This window comes from Streptomyces sp. GESEQ-4, assembly GCF_017948455.1.
Classification (GTDB): Bacteria; Actinomycetota; Actinomycetes; order Streptomycetales; family Streptomycetaceae; genus Streptomyces.
This window is the reverse complement of sequence record NZ_JAFFSU010000030.1, coordinates 84,138-100,166: the sequence shown is the minus strand read 5'-3', so window position 1 is coordinate 100,166 and position 16,029 is coordinate 84,138. Positions and strand designations below refer to the sequence as shown.

The window sequence follows — 16,029 nt, the reverse complement described above, 5'->3', positions numbered from 1 at the left end:
TGGCTTTCCTCCGGGCGCTTCCCTTCGGTGTTTCCAAACCTTATCAGTGTTTTTCCGGCCCTCTGACCATCGTCCTGCAGGCATGCAGAAGATGATCCCGAGATAGGATCTGACCAGTTTGGATGTTGCCAGAACCAGGACGCTTGATCGCGTCGCTTGACCTCCAGCAGGGGTACGACTGTACACGGGGCCTCGAAGAGGGTGCAAATCGATTGGGCTGGTGGTCTAGACCACTAAGCGGTATCTTCCATGCGGAACGCGCACTTCATCTGACATACGCTGCTGCACAGTGCGCCGTCCGGGACAGACAGTGACGGTGACGGCCCGTGTGCATCTCCACCCCTGGGAGGCTTCCCATGACCACCGTGACGTCCCCTCTTGCAGGACGCGCCATCGGACTGGCCGCCGTGCCGGATCCGGTCTTCTCCGGGGCGATGGTCGGCCCCGGTACGGCGATCGACCCCGTGCGTGAGCCTTCCGAGGCGGTCTCGCCCGTGGACGGAGTGATCGTTTCTCTCCACCCGCACGCCTTTGTCGTCGTCGACGAGCAGGGGCACGGTGTGCTCACCCACCTCGGTATCGACACGGTTCAGCTGAACGGCGAGGGCTTTGAGCTGCTCGTGAACAAGGGCGACACCGTGCAGCGCGGTCAGAGCATCGTGCGCTGGAACCCGGCTGCCGTCGAGGCCGCCGGTAAGTCCGCGGTGTGTCCGATCGTGGCGCTCGAGGCCACGGCAGAGGCGCTCTCCGACCTCCGTGACGACGGTGATGTGAAGGCCGGCGACAGTCTCTTCGTCTGGAAGTGACGTCGGTGCTGTCGTATGACGGCAAGTAGGGACAACCATTGCGGCGGCGGGACCCGCCGCACTATCGGAGACGGTGAGATGGAGACAACGCTGCGAGGCGTCGGCGTGAGCCACGGTGTGGCGATCGGCGAGGTTCGGCACATGGGAACGGCGGTCCTCGAACCGCCTGCCAAGCAGATTCCGGCGGAGGACGCGGAGCGTGAACAGGGGCGCGCCCGCAAGGCTGTGGAAGCTGTAGCGGCCGATCTGATTGCGCGCGGCAATCTGGCGGGGGGCGAAGCCCAGGCGGTGCTCGAGGCGCAGGCCATGATGGCTCAGGATCCCGAGCTGATGGCGGATGTGGACCGTCGAGTCGCGGTCGGCAGCACGGCCGAGCGTGCGGTGTACGACGCGTTCGCCGCGTATCGCGAGCTGCTGGCGGGTGCCGGTGAGTACCTCGCCGGTCGTGTGGCCGACCTCGACGACGTGCGGAATCGTATCGTCGCCCGGCTGCTCGGGGTGCCGATGCCCGGCGTTCCGGACAGCGACCACCCGTACGTTCTGGTCGCTCGTGACCTGGCGCCTGCCGACACGGCGCTGCTGGACCCGACACTCGTCCTCGGTTTCGTCACTGAGGAGGGCGGGCCGACCAGCCATAGCGCCATCCTGGCTCGGGCGCTCGGCGTTCCGGCCGTCGTGGCGCTGCCGGGCGCCGGTGAGCTCGCCGAGGGCACGGTGATCGCCGTGGATGGCAGCACCGGCGACATCTTCGTGAACCCGAGCGAAGAGAAGAAGGCCCAGCTCGAGGCTGCGGCCGCTGCGCGTAAGGCCGCGCTGGCCGCCTCGACCGGACCGGGGGCCACGGCCGATGGTCACAAGGTGCCGTTGCTGGCCAATGTCGGCGGTCCGGCGGATGTGCCGGCCGCTGTCGATGCCGGAGCCGAGGGCGTCGGACTCTTCCGCACCGAGTTCCTCTTCCTCGACGACAGCAAGAGTGCGCCGTCGGAGGAGAAGCAGGTCGAGGCATACCGGCAGGTGCTCGAGGCCTTTCCCGAGGGGCGCGTCGTCGTGCGGGTGCTGGACGCGGGCGCGGACAAGCCTCTGGACTTCCTGACGCCCGCCGACGAGCCGAACCCGGCGTTGGGTGTGCGCGGTCTTCGGACGCTGCTCGACCACCCTGAGGTGCTGCGCACCCAGCTGACGGCGCTGGCGAAGGCGTCGGAGGGGCTGCCGGTCTACCTCGAGGTCATGGCCCCGATGGTGGCGGACCGTGCCGACGCCAAGGCGTTCGCCGACGCGTGCCGTGCGGCTGGGCTGCAGGCGAAGTTCGGTGCGATGGTCGAGATCCCGTCGGCCGCGTTGCGGGCCCGCTCGGTTCTGCAGGAGGTCGAGTTCCTGTCCCTGGGAACCAATGACCTCGCTCAGTACACCTTCGCCGCCGACCGGCAGGTGGGGGCCGTCTCCCGGCTGCAGGACCCGTGGCAGCCTGCGCTGCTCGACCTGGTGGCGCTGTCCGCCGAAGCGGCGAAGGCCGAGGGCAAGAGCTGTGGTGTCTGCGGTGAAGCGGCGTCGGACCCGCTGCTCGCGTGTGTGCTGACCGGTCTGGGGGTCACCTCCCTTTCCATGGGTGCGGCGTCGATTCCTTATGTCCGGGCGACTCTCGCCAAGTACACGCTGGCCCAGTGTGAGCGTGCCGCCGCGGCGGCGCGGGCGGCGGACAGCGCCGAGGACGCACGCACCGCGGCACAGGCTGTGCTGTCCGGCGAGTAGTTCGAAGGAGCAGGCCGTCTGGGGCTGTTGACGAGGGGCGCCCCGCCTTCGGGTGGGGCGCCCCTCGCATGTTCAGTGGTCGTGCCCCGTCGTCGGTCGCTCGTCGTCCAGTCCGAGGTCGGGTGGCGTGCAGTAGTCCACGCCGGATTCCGGGGAGATGAGGTCTCCGGATTCGACGTCGGTGCAGTAGGCGTCGAAGACCTCGCCGGCGGTGAGGGGTTCGAGGCCGTCTCCGCGTAGGCGCCAGCCGTAGATCCGGTCGGGCGTGTCTGGCGCGCTGGTCCGCATCACTAGTCCGCCCGGGCTTTCGGTGGCGAGGCCGAGGGCCAGGACTGTGGTGAATTCGAGAGCCTCGGCCTCGTCGAGCTGGGTCGTGCCGTCCGCGCTCCCGTCGGCGTGGAGGACGGAGACGAGTGTTTCTGGTGTTCCCGAGACGCTGCAGACGAGGTGTCGGGCGCCTGGCTGGGCCGTGTCGAGGATGCGGACGAGGAATTGTGATGCGCGGACGAAGGCCGCACGGCCGATGTCTTCCCCACAGGACGCGCAGGCGCCTAGTCGGGCGAGCAGCGTGGACGCGTACTCCCACGTGGCCTGGCGTACGGCCTCGTCGATCAGGGTGGGGACGAGGTCGGCGAGGGGCTGGCCCTCGTAGGGAACCGTTGGGCCAGTGGTCGCGACTTCGGCTGTGAACCGGGTGCGGCTCGTCGGGATGTCGGGATCCAGGCCTGTGTCCGCGCAGAAGTCGGCGTACTCCTGCGGGTCGAAGAGGGCGACTGTCGTGTGTGTGCCCTGAGAGGCGCGCGTCTTGAGCAGCGCCTCCACTTGTTGGAGGTATGTCCTGTGGTCGTCGAAGGTGAAGGTGCGATAGCGCCGCATGGCGCGGAAGTCGTGCTCGTCCGTCAGCAGGCCGATGGTGCCCGCGATTTCACGGCGCAGGACGCGCCGCATGGTCTGGTGGTCGGTGTGTGCCATTCTTCCCCCTGCGTGCAGTGGATCAATGCTCACTCACAGTAACGGGCGGCACTGACAATGGCTTCCGGGTGAGGCGTTCGCGGACCAGGCGGTGCTGGATCAGGCAGGTCAGGGCGATGCCGGCGCCGAAGGCGATCCACCCTGCGGGGCCGGTGGCGATGGCGGCGGTGACGGCGAGCGGTCCGACGCTGCGCTGGGCGGACTGGGCGAGGCCGTGGACGCCGAGGTAGGCGCCTTGGGCGGTGTCGGGGGCCAGGGCGAGCGACAGCTCCCAGGAGACGGTGGCGTGGAGTATCTCCGCCACGGTGAACGCGACGGCCGAGGCGATCAGGAGCAGGGTGGCGGTGAGGGTTGCGCCGGTGGCTGCGAGCGCCAGGGTGACACCGCCCAGCGCGAACGCGGCGGAGAGCGGTTTCAGCAGAGCGCGTGCCGCCGCGGTCGTTGTGCCGAAGCGGGCCAGCGGTACCTGGAGGGCAACCACCATCACGTTGTTGAGAACCAGCAGCAGGGGGACGAGGCCGTGCGGGACGTTGCTCGCGTGGGCGATCCACAAGGGCAGACCGACCTTGAAGACCGCGTCGTGGAGGGAGAGAAGGGTCTCGGTGGCGACGTAGGCGAGATAGGTGCGGTCACGCCAGGGATTCACCCGTTCTGTTGGGGGTGCCGGGTCCTTCGACGTGATCACGGTCCGGCATGGGGAGGGTGGCTCGCCGCACCGCAGGGTCAGCAGCGCGGAGGCGACGAAGGACAGTGCGTCGCCGATGAGGAGCCACTGGTACGCGGTGGTGGTGCCGACGGCGAGTGCCGCTGCCGCGGCGAGGCCGCCCAGTGCCCAGCCGGCGTTGGCGACGGTTCGGTGGACGGCCTGGTAGCGGACTCGGTCGGCTCCGGCGACGCGGGCGGCGTACAGCCTGGTGAGGACGCTCGAGGCGCGGTCGCCGAGGCTACCGACGGCCGAGAAGGCGAGGAGCAGGGCGTAGTCATGGGTGGTGAGGAGGGCCAAGGAGGCGACGGCGCGCAGGAGTTGGACGGCGATGAGGACTCGGGTGAGGGGGAACCGGTCGGCGATGCGGCCGCCCAGGGGTGCCCCGGCGATTCCGATGGCCCCGGCGACGGCGACGAGGGTACCGACCTCGGCGACGGAGAGGCCGGAGACGTAGGTGAAGTACAGGACGGCCACGGAGGCCCACAGTCCGCTGCCGATTCGGTCGACGAGGGCGACCGTGAGCATTCTGCGTCCGTCGCGGCCTCCGGGAATGCGTGATGACCATGCCGCCATGAGGCCTCTCGACCGCACCGCTCCCCCTTGCTTCGCATTATGTATTGGTACATAATCGCCAACGTGGCAACACAATATGCGATCAGTGGTACGACGGCCAAGGGGATTGCCGCGTCTGTCGAACAGGGCGTGGCAGAAGGCTCGTTGGGCCCGGGGGCCGTGCTGCCTCCGGTACGACGGCTCGCGGACGAGCTCGGGGTGAGTCCGGGGACGGTCGCCACCGCCTACAAGGAACTTCGGGGACGCGGCATCGTGGTCACGCGAGGGCGGGGCGGCACCGTGGTGGCACCGGAGCCGGCGGTGGCGTCACGACGGCCGCCGAAAGTGCCCGAGGGACTGCGGGACTTGTCGGGCGGGCATCCCGACCCCGCGCTGCTGCCTGGGCTCGTACCACCGTCGCGTCTGTCACCCGGTGCCCGGTCACACCGGTCGACGCCCAGGCTGGAGCGGCTGGAGGATGCCGTCCGCGACTGGCTGCTGCCCGATGGTGTGCCCGTGGAGCATGTGACGTTCGCTCACGGAGCGCTGGATCTGATCGGGCGGCTGCTGTCGGTGGAGCTGCGGCCGGGCGATGCCGTCGCGATGGAGGATCCCGGGTATCACCATCTGCTGGATCTTGTAACGGCTTTGGGGTTGCGGATCGTTCCCGTGGCCGTGGACGACGAGGGTGTGCGTCCCGATGCTCTGCGCGCGGCTCTACGGGCGGGTGTGCGCGCCCTGGTGTGCAGTCCCCGGGCCCAGAACCCGTACGGCGGCTGCTTTTCCGCGGTGCGCAGGGACGCGCTGGTCGACGTCCTCCGGGACGAGCCCGAAGTGCTCGTCGTCGAGAACGACCATGCCTCCGAAGTGGCCGGAGCGCCCCTGCACACGCTGACGGCCCATGGGCCGGCGCGCTGGGTGCACGTACGGACGGTGAGCAAGTTCCTCGGGACGGACCTGCGGTGGGCGGCGGCGGCGTGTGACTCGACCACGCTGGCGCGGCACGACGGGCGGCTGCTGCTGACGTCGGGCTGGGTCAGCCATCTGCTCCAGGAAACGGTGTACGGGCTGCTGACCGACGACGGCACGCGCGCGTTGGTGACGCGTGCCGGGGAGGCCTATGCCCTGCGCCGGAGCGCTCTTCTTCAAGAGTTCGGAGAACGGGGCATCGAGGCACACGGTGCGAGCGGGATGAATGTGTGGGTGCCTGTGCGGGACGAGTCGGCCGTGGTGAACGGGCTGCGGTCGCACGGGTGGTGGGTCGCGTCCGGTGCCCGCTTCCGGCTGTCGGCCGGTCCGGGCGTACGGATCTCGGTGGCCGATCTCGAGCCGGCCGACGCGGTGCGGTTGGCCTCGGACTTCGCTGTTGTGCTCGGTGAGTCCGAGGCCACTTACGGGGGGTGATCCTCAGGCGCGCTTGTGGGCGAGGTCTTCGTAGAAGTGCAGCAGGTCGAGGTTGTCGATGGAGCCGGGGTTGACCGCCTTCTCCAAGGGTGTGCCCTGGAGGAGGCGTTTGACCGGGACCTCGATGCGCTTGCCGGTCAGGGTGTGCGGGATTCCGGGGACTTCGATGATCTCGTCGGGGACGTGCCGCGGTGAGAGCTGTTCGCGGATGGTCTGCTTGATGCGGTTCAGGAGGGCCTCGTCGAGAGCGGCCCTTGGGACCAGGTGCACGAAGAGGGGCATCCAGTAGCCGCCGTCGGGCTGTTCGATGCCGATGACGAGTGATTCCTTGATCTCGGGAAGACGCTCGACGGCTTCGTAGATGTCGGCGGACCCCATGCGCACGCCCTGGCGGTTGAGCGTCGAGTCGGAGCGGCCGTGGATGACGACAGAACCCCGGGGGGTGACGGTGATCCAGTCGCCGTGGCGCCACACGCCGGGGTACGTGTCGAAGTAGCTGTCGTGGTAGCGGCTGCCGTCGGGGTCGTTCCAGAAGTGGATGGGCATGGACGGCATGGGGTTGGTGACCACGAGTTCGCCGACCTCGTCGATCAGGGGTTTGCCGCTGGGGTCCCAGGACTGCAGATCGGTGCCCAGGCCAGGTGCCTGGAGCTCGCCGATGTAGACGGGGAGGGTCGGTACCGCTCCTGCGAAGCAGGAGCACACGTCCGTGCCACCGCTGACGGACGCGATCCACAGGTCGTCGCGGACCTCGTCGTGCAGCCAGCGGAACCCGTCGGGCGGAAGGGGCGATCCAGTGGTCGCGACGCACCGCACCGTGGAAAGGTCGAAGTCGCGTGCCGGGTGCACGTCCGCCTTGCGGCAGGCCATGACGTAGGCAGCCGAGGTGCCGTACAAAGTGGCCTGTGTACGTTCGGCGACCCGCCACTGGGCGCCCGTGTCCGGGTAGCCGGGGCTTCCGTCGTAGAGCACGATCGTCGTGCCGGTGAGGAGGCCGGACACGAGGAAGTTCCACATCATCCAGCCGGTCGACGTGTACCAGAAGAAGCGGTCCTCGGGGCCGAGGTCGCAGTGCAGGCCGAGCTGCTTGAGGTGCTCGACGAGGATGCCGCCCTGGGACTGGACGATGGCCTTCGGCAGGCCTGTGGTGCCGGAGGAGTAGAGCACCCACAGAGGGTGGTCGAAGGGCACCTGTTCGAAGACGGGCTCGGTGTCCGCGGCCGTCAGGGCCGACCACTCCAGAGCGCCTTCGGGGACCGGGGTGCCGAGGACGGGGATGTGGACGACCGCGCGCAGGGTGGGCAGTTCGCGGCGGAGTTCGGCGACGATGTCGCGGCGGTCGTGTTCCTTGCCTCCGTAGCGGTAGCCGTCGACGGTGAACAGGACGACCGGTTCGACCTGCTGGAAGCGGTCGAGGACGCTGCGGGCGCCGAAGTCGGGGGCGCAGGACGTCCACACGCCGCCCACGGCGGCTGTGGCGAGGAGGGCGACGACCGCCTGCGGGATGTTCGGGAGGTAGCCGCTGACGCGGTCTCCGGGGCGTACGCCGAGGGCCCGCAGCTCGGCGGCGAGGGAGCCGACCTGGCGGCGCAGCTCGGACCAGGTGACGGGGCGCGGCTGGTGGGTCTCGTCGACGTGCATCAGGGCTGGTTCGTCCGCGCGGGACGCGGCCGCGCGGAGGGCGTGCTCGGCGTAGTTCAGGGTGGCGCCGGGGAACCACTGGGCACCGGGCATCGAGCGGTCGCCCAGCACGCGCGCGTACGGCGTGGAGAACCGTACGTCGAACCACTCCGTGACGGCCTTCCAGAACGTGTCCAGTTCGTCGACGGACCAGCGGTGCAGCGCCGCGTAGCCGCCGTCGGACGGGGCTCCGTGGTACTCGGCCGCCCAGGCCTGGAACTTGGTGATCTGTGCCTGGGCGATGCGTTCCGGATCTGGTTGCCACAGCGGCTGGGGGTTCACGGTCGACATGGGGCGGCTCCCGGACTGTGCGCGTCGTGTGCGTCTCCCGCGCACGGGCTGGGGTGTGCGCGTGACGCGGCTGACACGGACGATGCCATGTGATCGACTTCTGCACCAGGGTGACCCCCACATAGTCCGCGTCGTGAAGATGTGGTCCGGCCACGGGTGAACGGCAGTTGAACGACACGCTTGTGTGGTGCAGTCAATGGCAGGGTGAGCAGCATGAACGGTCGTGACCTGGTGCGTTCGGTGAAGGCGGTCGGCTCTGCGAGAGCCGCTCAGAGGTTGCGTACCGTGCGGGCGGCATGGCGCCGCCGGCGAGCCGATGCGGCCGGGCTCCCGGCGCGGGGTGCCGAGCGCGCCCGGGTACCGGGTGCCGTGCAACAGGTGGAGCCCGGCCCCGGCGGCGGCCTGGTCCGCTTCAGCAGGTCCGAGCTGCGGATCACCGTCGCCGTGAACGGCGCCGTCTTCTGGGGCTGGGACGGGGCTGCTCCCGAGCCCTCCTACGCCCTCGCGGGCCGCTGTCCGGAGCCGGACCCCCGGGCGGTGCTGGAGCCGGACAAGGACGGCGGCTGGCGGGTCGTGGCGGAGCGCGTGACGGTCGTCGTCTCACGGCATGGCGCCGTGGAGGTGCGTACGCCCGGTGGTGTGACCCTGCGTCGCGCTCTGCCGCCCCGCTGGTGGGAGCCGGTGGGCGGAGGCGCGGCACGCTGGATGCAGCGGTCGGAGGTGGCCGCCGACGCGCGCTTTTTCGGACTCGGAGGGAGGGCGTCTGGGCCTCGACTGCGGGACGGCACGTACCGGCTGTGGAACACCGACCCCGGACGTGCGTTCGGTCCCCGTGACGACCCGCTGTACATCACGATGCCGGTCCAGTTGGTCGTGGCCGACGCGGCCACCCATCTGGTGTTCCACGACACGTCCTGGGACGGCACGATCACGCTGCAGGAGGGCGAGGAGGGCGCCGGCTCCGGTCACGACCGGTCGGGGGCGTGCGAACTGCGCATGGACGGCGGTCCGTTGCGCTGCTGGGTCATGGTGGGCACTCCCGCGCGCGTACTGCTCGCCTGGGCGTCGCTCACCGGGGCGCCCGCGCTGCCGCCCGCGTGGGCGCTGGGCCATCATCACGCGCGGTGGGGCTTCGGCAGCGAGCAGGAGGTCCGGCGGATCGTCGCGGGGTACCAGGAGCGCGGCCTGCCGCTCGACGCGGTCCATCTGGACATCGACCACTACGACACCCACCAGGTGTTCACCGTCGACCAGGAGCACTTCCCCAAGTTGCCGCAGCTCGCCGAGGATCTTCGGCGGGACGGAGTCCGGCTGGTGTCGATCGTCGACCCGGCCGTGCAGGCCGCCCCGGGCAACGCGGTGTACGACAGCGGTACGGACGAGGGTGCCTTCGTGCGGGACGCCTCGGGCGGGCTGGTGCGCGGAGTCGCCTGGCCCGGGGAAACGGTCTACCCGGACTTCACGCACGCGCGCGTGCGTGCCTGGTGGGGTCGGCTCTACGAGGAGCGGCTGGCGCAGGGGTTCACCGGATTCTGGCACGACATGAACGAACCCGTGTCGTTCACCGCCTTCGGGGAGTCGACGCTGCCGCGCTCGGCCAGGCACGACCTCGACGGACGCGGCGGCGACCATCGTGAGGCGCACAACGTCTACGCGCTGTGCATGGCCCAGGCCGCGTACGAGGGCCTGCGGGCTCTGGCACCCGAAGAGCGGCCCTTCCTGTTCTCCCGTTCGGGATGGGCCGGCATGCAGCGCTACGGGGGCACGTGGTCCGGTGATGTGGCGACGGGCTGGCCGGGGTTGCGGGCGTCACTGGCGTTGGTCATGGGGCTGGGACTGTGCGGGGTGCCGTACTCGGGGCCGGACGTGGGCGGCTTCGACGGGAGCCCGTCACCGGAGCTGTATCTGCGGTGGTTCCAGCTGGGCTCGTACTTGCCTCTGTTCCGGACACACGCGAGCTTGCGGGCGGGCCGCAGGGAGCCGTGGGAATTCGGGCCGGAGGTGCTGGAGCACGCGCGCGTGGCGCTCGTCGAACGCCGCCGGCTGCTCCCGTACTTCGTCACGCTGGCGCATCTGGCCCGCCGCACGGGAGCGCCCTATGTGCGGCCCCTGTGGTGGGGCGCGCCGGAGGACCGCGCGCTGCGGAACTGTGAGGATGCGTTTCTGCTGGGCGACAGTCTGCTGGTTGCCCCGGTGCTCGGTCCGGGCGCGGACCGGCGCGCGGTGCAACTGCCGCGGGGCCGCTGGTACGACACGGTGACGGAGCAGGCGTACGACGGGCCGGCTCAGGTACTGGTCGACGCGCCCCTGTCGCGGATTCCCGTTCTCGCGCGCGCGGGTGCCGTCGTCCCCGTGCGCGGGGACGACGGCGGGCTGGAACTGGAGGTATGGGCGCCGGTCCGCGGCCGGACCGGAGGCGGGCTGGTCGTGGCGGACCCGGGTGGCGGGTGGGACGAGCCTGGGATCGAGCGGTACGTCACCCGGTGGGAGGGCGGGGAGCTGATCGTCGAGCGGGACGGTGAGGGCGGCGGGGACGCGCCGCCCCACCCGGTGCGCGTACGGGGGCTCGTAGAGGGCCGATCTCAGATGTAGCGGCCCTCGAACCACGCTCGTACGGCCACTGTGTGCAGCGGGAAGGCCAGCTCCTCCGGCCTGCGCAGGAGGTGCCAGCCCTCCGTCTCGTTCGTGGCGGCGGACGCCGGAAGCACGCCCGCCGGGCGTTCCGGCAGCAGACCGAAGAGCAGCAGGTGCCCGTCGGGGGAGCTCATCGCGTCGACGAGCCGCACGTCGCGGCCGGCCGCGTCGATGCCGGTCTCCTCTTTGAGCTCGCGCACGACGGCCTGCCGCCAGTCCTCCCGGTCGTCGATGTACCCGCCGGGCAACGCGATGCCCCCGCGCGCGGGGGCCACGGTCCGGGTGATGACGACCAGGGCGGTGCCCCTCGTGTCGTACACGGGTTGCAGAGCAACGGCGACCGGCAGCGGATTGCGGTAGGCCACGGACCCGCAGGCCGGACATGTGCGGGGCCAGCCGGAGACGCCCCCTCCGTAGGGCGTGCCGCAACTCGAACAGTGGGAGTCGGGCGCGGAGTTGGGAACGGAGGTTTGAATTTCGGACACGCGGCGGACTGTAGCCGATCACGGGGAGGACGTCTTCGGGGGGCGGCTCAGGGCTTGCCGGTGGGGTTTCCCGGCGTTCGTGTCACGCCGCGTGAAGAGGCGGCCGGAGCCACCCCCGTGGGCCCCGGCCGCCTCTCCCGATACGACGACGCCGCAAGGACCCGTTTGGTTCTCCGACTGCGCCCTGCTCATTTCAGGTTGCCCATGGCACACTTCTGACGTTCCGTCAGATCACCTGCCGGGGAGGGTTCTTGTCACGTACACACACACCTGTGGTGGAGCGATGGTTCACCGGCGACGGGGACGACTTCACACTGCTCGGCACGCGCTGTACGGCCTGCGCCTCGGTCTTCTTCCCCCGCGAAGACGCGTACTGCCGCAATCCCGGCTGCCCGGGCGGCGATCTGGACGAGGTCCCGCTGTCGCGGCGCGGGCGCGTCTGGTCGTATACGGACAGCCGATACCGTCCGCCGTCACCCTATGTGACCGATCCGGAACTTCCGTGGGAGCCGTACGCGTTGATCGCTGTGGAGCTGGAGAGCGAGCGGATGGTGGTGCTGGGACAGGCGGTTCCCGGGGTCACCGTCGCCGATCTGGCGGTGGGCATGGAGGTGGAGGTGGTCCGGGGCGTGCTCCATGAGGACGCGGAGACGGTCTGGACGACCTGGCAGTGGCGGCCGACGGGGGAGGCGGGATGACAGCAGAGGTGGCGGTGCTCGGTGCAGGCATGCACCCCTGGGGCAAGTGGGGGCGCAGCTTCGTCGAGTACGGGACGGCGGCGGCCCGGGCGGCGCTCGCCGACGCGGGGCTGGAGTGGCGCCGGGTCGATTCGGTCATCGGCGCGGACACCGTGCGTGGCGGCTATCCGGGGTTCGTGGCGGGGGCGACGTTCGCGAAGGCGCTGGGCTGGCAGGGGGCCCGAGTCGCGAGCGTGTACGCGGCCTGCGCTTCCGGGGCCCAGGCCGTCAACACCGCCCGGGCTCAGATCCTTTCCGGGCTCGCGGACGTGGTGCTCGTCGTGGGTGCCGATGCAGCCCCCAAGGGGTTCTTCCGACCCGTCGGCGGCGACCGGCCGGACGACCCCGACTGGCTGCGCTTTCGGGTCCTCGGCGCGACGAATCCGACGTACTTCGGGCTCTACGCACGCCGCCGGATGGCTGTGCACGGGGACACACCGGAGGACTTCGCACAGGTCAAGGTGAAGAACGCGGCACAGGGGGCGCTCAATCCGAACGCGCGGTACCGCAAGCCGGTCACCGCGGAGGAGGTCGCCGCTTCGGCCGTGGTCGCCGATCCGCTGCGACTGCTGGACATCTGCGCCACCTCGGACGGCGGGGCGGCGCTGGTCCTGTGCAGCATGGAGTTCGCACGCCGCCACGGGATGACGGATCCGGTGCGGATCCGGGCGGTGTCCACGGTCACGCCGCGCTATCCGAACACCGTGCTGGACCTGCCGGACATCGCGACCGACTCGGCGGCCACGATGGAGCCCGCCGCGGAGACGTTCCGCGCGTCGATCGCGCGGGCCGCCTACGAGGAGGCCGGTATCGGGCCCGAGGATCTCTCCCTCGCCGAGGTCTACGACCTGTCCACCGCCCTGGAGTTGCAGTGGTACGAGGATCTCGGACTGTGCGGCGAGGGCGAGGCCGTGAAGCTGCTGCGGGAGGGCGCGACGGCGCTCGGCGGGCGCATACCCGTGAACGCCAGTGGTGGTCTGGCCTCCTTCGGGGAGGCGGTCCCGGCTCAGGCGATCGCCCAAGTCTGCGAGTTGACCTGGCAGTTGCGAGGGGACGCCGGTGCCCGGCAGGTCGCCGGGGCACAGGTGGGGATCACTGCGAACCAGGGCCTTTTCGGCCATGGTTCGGCGGTGATCGCGGTGCGGTGAGGGACCCGACCGTGCGGCACACGCGACGGTACGGCCGTATGTCCGAAAGCGGCAGTCGTTGCACACGCTGCGTCATGGGTCCGGAATGCTGCGTGAATGTCTCATGAACTGCGCTCGGGGGCGCGCTGGGGGCGAAATCATGCTCCCGTGCACTCCTGGACGGACACTCTCCGCTTCGCCTTTCAACCGGTGGTCAATCTGACCACCGGCGGAGTCGCGGGCCTGGAGATACTCGCCCGCCCGGAGGCCGGCGACATCCTGGCCGAGGCCCGCCGCGATCCCGAACTCGACGGCAGACTGGCCGTGTTGGCGGTCCGTGCGGCGGCGCGCAAGGAGACCATGCTGCCGCTGCACGTCAACGTCTTCGCGGGCACCCTCGCCGACCTCGGCGGCCTCACCCCGCTGCATGCCGCCGTGCGTGAGGCCGGGAGGCTGCCGTGGGAGGTGACCATCGATGTGGTCCCGCCGTACACGCATGTGCCGCAGCGGGCGCTGCTGGAGGCGGTGGGATCGCTGCGGAGCCAAGGTTTCCGGATCAGTGCGGACGGGGTCGGGGACGGGGACGTACCGCTGCGGCTGCTCACCGATCTCGCGCCTGACCTGGTGAAGCTCGATGCGTCACTGCTGTCCCGGCCGGCGGCGGTGCGGGCGATGCGGACTTTGTGCGAGCAGTTGGGCGCGCTGCTGTCGGTGGAAGGCGTCGAGACCGAACTGCAGTGTGCGGCGGCGCTGTCGGCGGGTGCGCAGCTGGCGCAGGGCGAGCTGTTCGCGCCGCCGGCCCGGCTGCCGGCGGCGGACGTATACGTTCCGCCCCGCTCCCCCGGCGCCATGGCGTCACCGCCGTCGGGCCCGTCGGTCCGGGAGTTCGTGCGGCCCGCCGCGCTGTTGCCCGCCACCGCGTCCGCCGGCCAGGTGCGAGCGCTGCTGACCGGGTCGCCGGACGTGTCCGGGGTGCTGCTCGTGGACCGCGACGGTGTGCCGGTCCGCTCGCTGCACCGGTCCCGCTTCCTGCTGTCCATGTCGGGGCGCTACGGGCATGCCCTGTACGCCGACCGGCCCGCGGCCAAGCTGGGCGACCCGCCACGGACGGTGGGCGTCGACGCGACCGCCTGGGAGGTCCTGGACGTGGTCGCGGTCGGCGGCAGCGACCGGACGTCGGACGATGTCGCCGTCGTCGACCGCTACGGCCGGTGCGTGGGCGTCGTCCGCCTGGCGGACCTGGTACGGGCGCTGGCCGAGACCCGGGTCGAGGAGGCGGCGTCGCTCAATCCGCTGACCCGGCTGCCCGGTTCGGACGCGATCACCGGTGAGGTGGACCGGCGGATCGCGGACGGGCGGACCTTCGCGCTGAGTTGGCTGGATGTCGACCACTTCAAACAGGTGAACGACGGGGCGGGATTCGCGGCGGGCGACGAATTGATCCGGTCGGTGGGGCGGGCCCTGCAGCACGCCGCGTCCGAGAGCACCCGGGTGGGCCATATCGGCGGGGACGACTTCCTGGTTCTGGCCGATCCGGAGGGGTTGGATCCGCTGGCCGTCTCAGTGCTGGACGCGCCCTGGTCCGCGGGCGGGCGAGCCGTCACGTTGTCCCTGGCCACGGTCCTGTGCATGCCGGGCAGCGTCGCGGACCACCGGCAGGCGTCCGCGTGTCTGGCGCCGCTCAAGAAGGCCGCGAAATCGTTGTCCGGAGCGAGCTGGGTGCTGGGCCACGCGGGTCTGCCCGGACACGAGATCCGCCGCGGATCGGGGGCCGGGCCCGCTCCGGCGGAGTGCGCGGTGGTGGAGCCCGGGAGGGGCTGAGGGGCACGTCGGCTCCGGTCGCACTTCTCACCGTGCCTCTCAACCGGTGCCGTCAACGACCTTGACGCTCTCTGAGTGCCGGTGAAAACTTCCCGGTGTCAGTCGACATCGCCGTACATTCTCGGCGTATCCAGGCACTGCGCCGCGCGGGCCCCGCCTGAACCAAGGGCCACTCCCCCACGGGCGATTCGGCTGTTACGGCACGCTCGTCACGGACGCCGGGCGGGGCGCGGGACTCTCCCTGCCTCCGGCTGTTCGCCGAGGAAACCGCACCCCGCACGAAGGACCGGGGCCGATCGTCCCGGGCCAGGGCCTAGGAGCCGCCATGAGCGACGGAGACATATTCGTCGGCGAAGTCATCGGTACCGCGATCCTGATTCTGTTCGGCGCCGGAGTGGTCGCCGCGGTCGTACTGAACTACTCCAAGGCCAAGGACGCCGGCTGGGTCGTCATCGCCTTCGGCTGGGGCTTCGGCGTGCTGGCCGGGGCGTACACCGCCGCACCGCTGTCCGGTGGGCACCTCAATCCCGCCGTGACCCTCGGGATCGCCATCGACACCGGGGAATGGGACAAGGTCCACCTCTATGTCGCCGGGCAGATGGTCGGCGCCTTCCTCGGCGCGATCCTGTGCTGGCTCGTCTATTTCGCGCAGTTCCAGGCCAACGCCGAGGAGGACAAGGCGCAGCCGACGCTCGGGGTCTTCTCCACGGCGCCCGCGATCCGCAATCCCGTGGCGAACCTCATCACCGAGATCATCGCGACCGTCGGTCTGGTGCTGCCCATCCTGGCGTTCGGCCTGACCAAGGGGCTCGGTGAGTCCGGTACCGCGATTCTGATCGTCTCGTTCCTGGTGGTCGGCATCGGTCTGTCGCTCGGCGGTCCCACCGGGTACGCCATCAACCCGGCCCGTGACCTGGGCCCGCGCATCGCCCACGCGCTGCTCCCGATCCCCAACAAGGGCACCTCGGACTGGGGTTACGCGTGGATTCCGGTAGTGGGTCCGCTGATCGGCGGGGCGCTGTCCGGGGTGATCTTCAACGCAGCGTTCTGAAGGATCCGACGAAG

12 protein-coding genes are annotated in these 16,029 nt (G+C 70.3%); 8 read left to right on the top strand and 4 right to left on the bottom strand.

Annotated features, from left to right (window positions below):
* Positions 1-356: 356 nt before the first annotated feature.
* The gene (locus tag KCH48_RS36630) at positions 357-806 is read left to right on the top strand and encodes a PTS glucose transporter subunit IIA (protein ID WP_210581459.1); all 450 of its coding nucleotides are present in this window, start codon (positions 357-359) and stop codon (positions 804-806) included.
* A gap of 78 nt (positions 807-884) precedes the next feature.
* Entirely contained in the window at positions 885-2,555 is a 1,671-nt protein-coding gene (gene ptsP / locus KCH48_RS36625) for a phosphoenolpyruvate--protein phosphotransferase (protein WP_210581457.1), read from the top strand.
* 72 nt (positions 2,556-2,627) lie between these two features.
* Here ptsP and KCH48_RS36620 read toward each other — a convergent pair whose 3' ends face one another.
* Both KCH48_RS36620 and KCH48_RS36615 read right to left on the bottom strand, forming a co-directional pair.
* Entirely contained in the window at positions 2,628-3,527 is a 900-nt protein-coding gene (locus KCH48_RS36620; RefSeq protein WP_210581455.1) for a hypothetical protein, read from the bottom strand.
* A gap of 22 nt (positions 3,528-3,549) precedes the next feature.
* Complete coding sequence (locus tag KCH48_RS36615; protein WP_210581453.1) at positions 3,550-4,758, bottom strand: MFS transporter; 1,209 nt, start codon at positions 4,756-4,758, stop codon at positions 3,550-3,552.
* Between the two features lie 111 nt (positions 4,759-4,869).
* Here KCH48_RS36615 and KCH48_RS36610 point away from each other — a divergent pair, with 111 nt between their 5' ends.
* Positions 4,870-6,189 (top strand): aminotransferase class I/II-fold pyridoxal phosphate-dependent enzyme, encoded by a 1,320-nt coding sequence (locus KCH48_RS36610; protein ID WP_210581451.1) that lies wholly within the window; start codon positions 4,870-4,872, stop codon positions 6,187-6,189.
* Between the two features lie 3 nt (positions 6,190-6,192).
* Here the strand turns inward: KCH48_RS36610 and KCH48_RS36605 are convergent, their stop codons facing one another.
* The gene (locus KCH48_RS36605; RefSeq protein ID WP_210581449.1) at positions 6,193-8,160 is read right to left on the bottom strand and encodes an acetoacetate--CoA ligase; all 1,968 of its coding nucleotides are present in this window, start codon (positions 8,158-8,160) and stop codon (positions 6,193-6,195) included.
* A 213-nt stretch (positions 8,161-8,373) separates the two neighbouring features.
* Here KCH48_RS36605 and KCH48_RS36600 point away from each other — a divergent pair, with 213 nt between their 5' ends.
* Entirely contained in the window at positions 8,374-10,752 is a 2,379-nt protein-coding gene (locus tag KCH48_RS36600; RefSeq protein WP_210581447.1) for a glycoside hydrolase family 31 protein, read from the top strand.
* Here KCH48_RS36600 and KCH48_RS36595 read toward each other — a convergent pair.
* Positions 10,743-11,279, bottom strand: a complete 537-nt coding sequence (locus KCH48_RS36595; protein ID WP_210581445.1) for an NUDIX domain-containing protein — start codon at positions 11,277-11,279, stop codon at positions 10,743-10,745. The two genes, KCH48_RS36600 and KCH48_RS36595, sit on opposite strands and share 10 nt — an antisense overlap.
* Before the next feature lie 272 nt (positions 11,280-11,551).
* Here KCH48_RS36595 and KCH48_RS36590 point away from each other — a divergent pair, with 272 nt between their 5' ends.
* From KCH48_RS36590 to KCH48_RS36575, 4 genes are all read left to right on the top strand, one after another.
* Positions 11,552-11,977 carry a Zn-ribbon domain-containing OB-fold protein gene (locus KCH48_RS36590; RefSeq protein WP_210581475.1) on the top strand — a complete coding sequence of 142 codons (426 nt, stop codon included), beginning with the start codon at positions 11,552-11,554 and terminating at the stop codon, positions 11,975-11,977.
* Complete coding sequence (locus KCH48_RS36585) at positions 11,974-13,164, top strand: lipid-transfer protein (protein WP_210581443.1); 1,191 nt, start codon at positions 11,974-11,976, stop codon at positions 13,162-13,164. The genes KCH48_RS36590 and KCH48_RS36585 overlap by 4 nt, the downstream gene beginning before the upstream one ends.
* Before the next feature lie 147 nt (positions 13,165-13,311).
* Entirely contained in the window at positions 13,312-14,964 is a 1,653-nt protein-coding gene (locus KCH48_RS36580) for a GGDEF domain-containing protein (RefSeq protein WP_210581441.1), read from the top strand.
* Between the two features lie 325 nt (positions 14,965-15,289).
* Positions 15,290-16,015: an MIP/aquaporin family protein gene (locus KCH48_RS36575; protein ID WP_210581439.1), complete on the top strand. Its 726-nt coding sequence runs from the start codon at positions 15,290-15,292 to the stop codon at positions 16,013-16,015.
* Positions 16,016-16,029 lie beyond the last annotated feature (14 nt).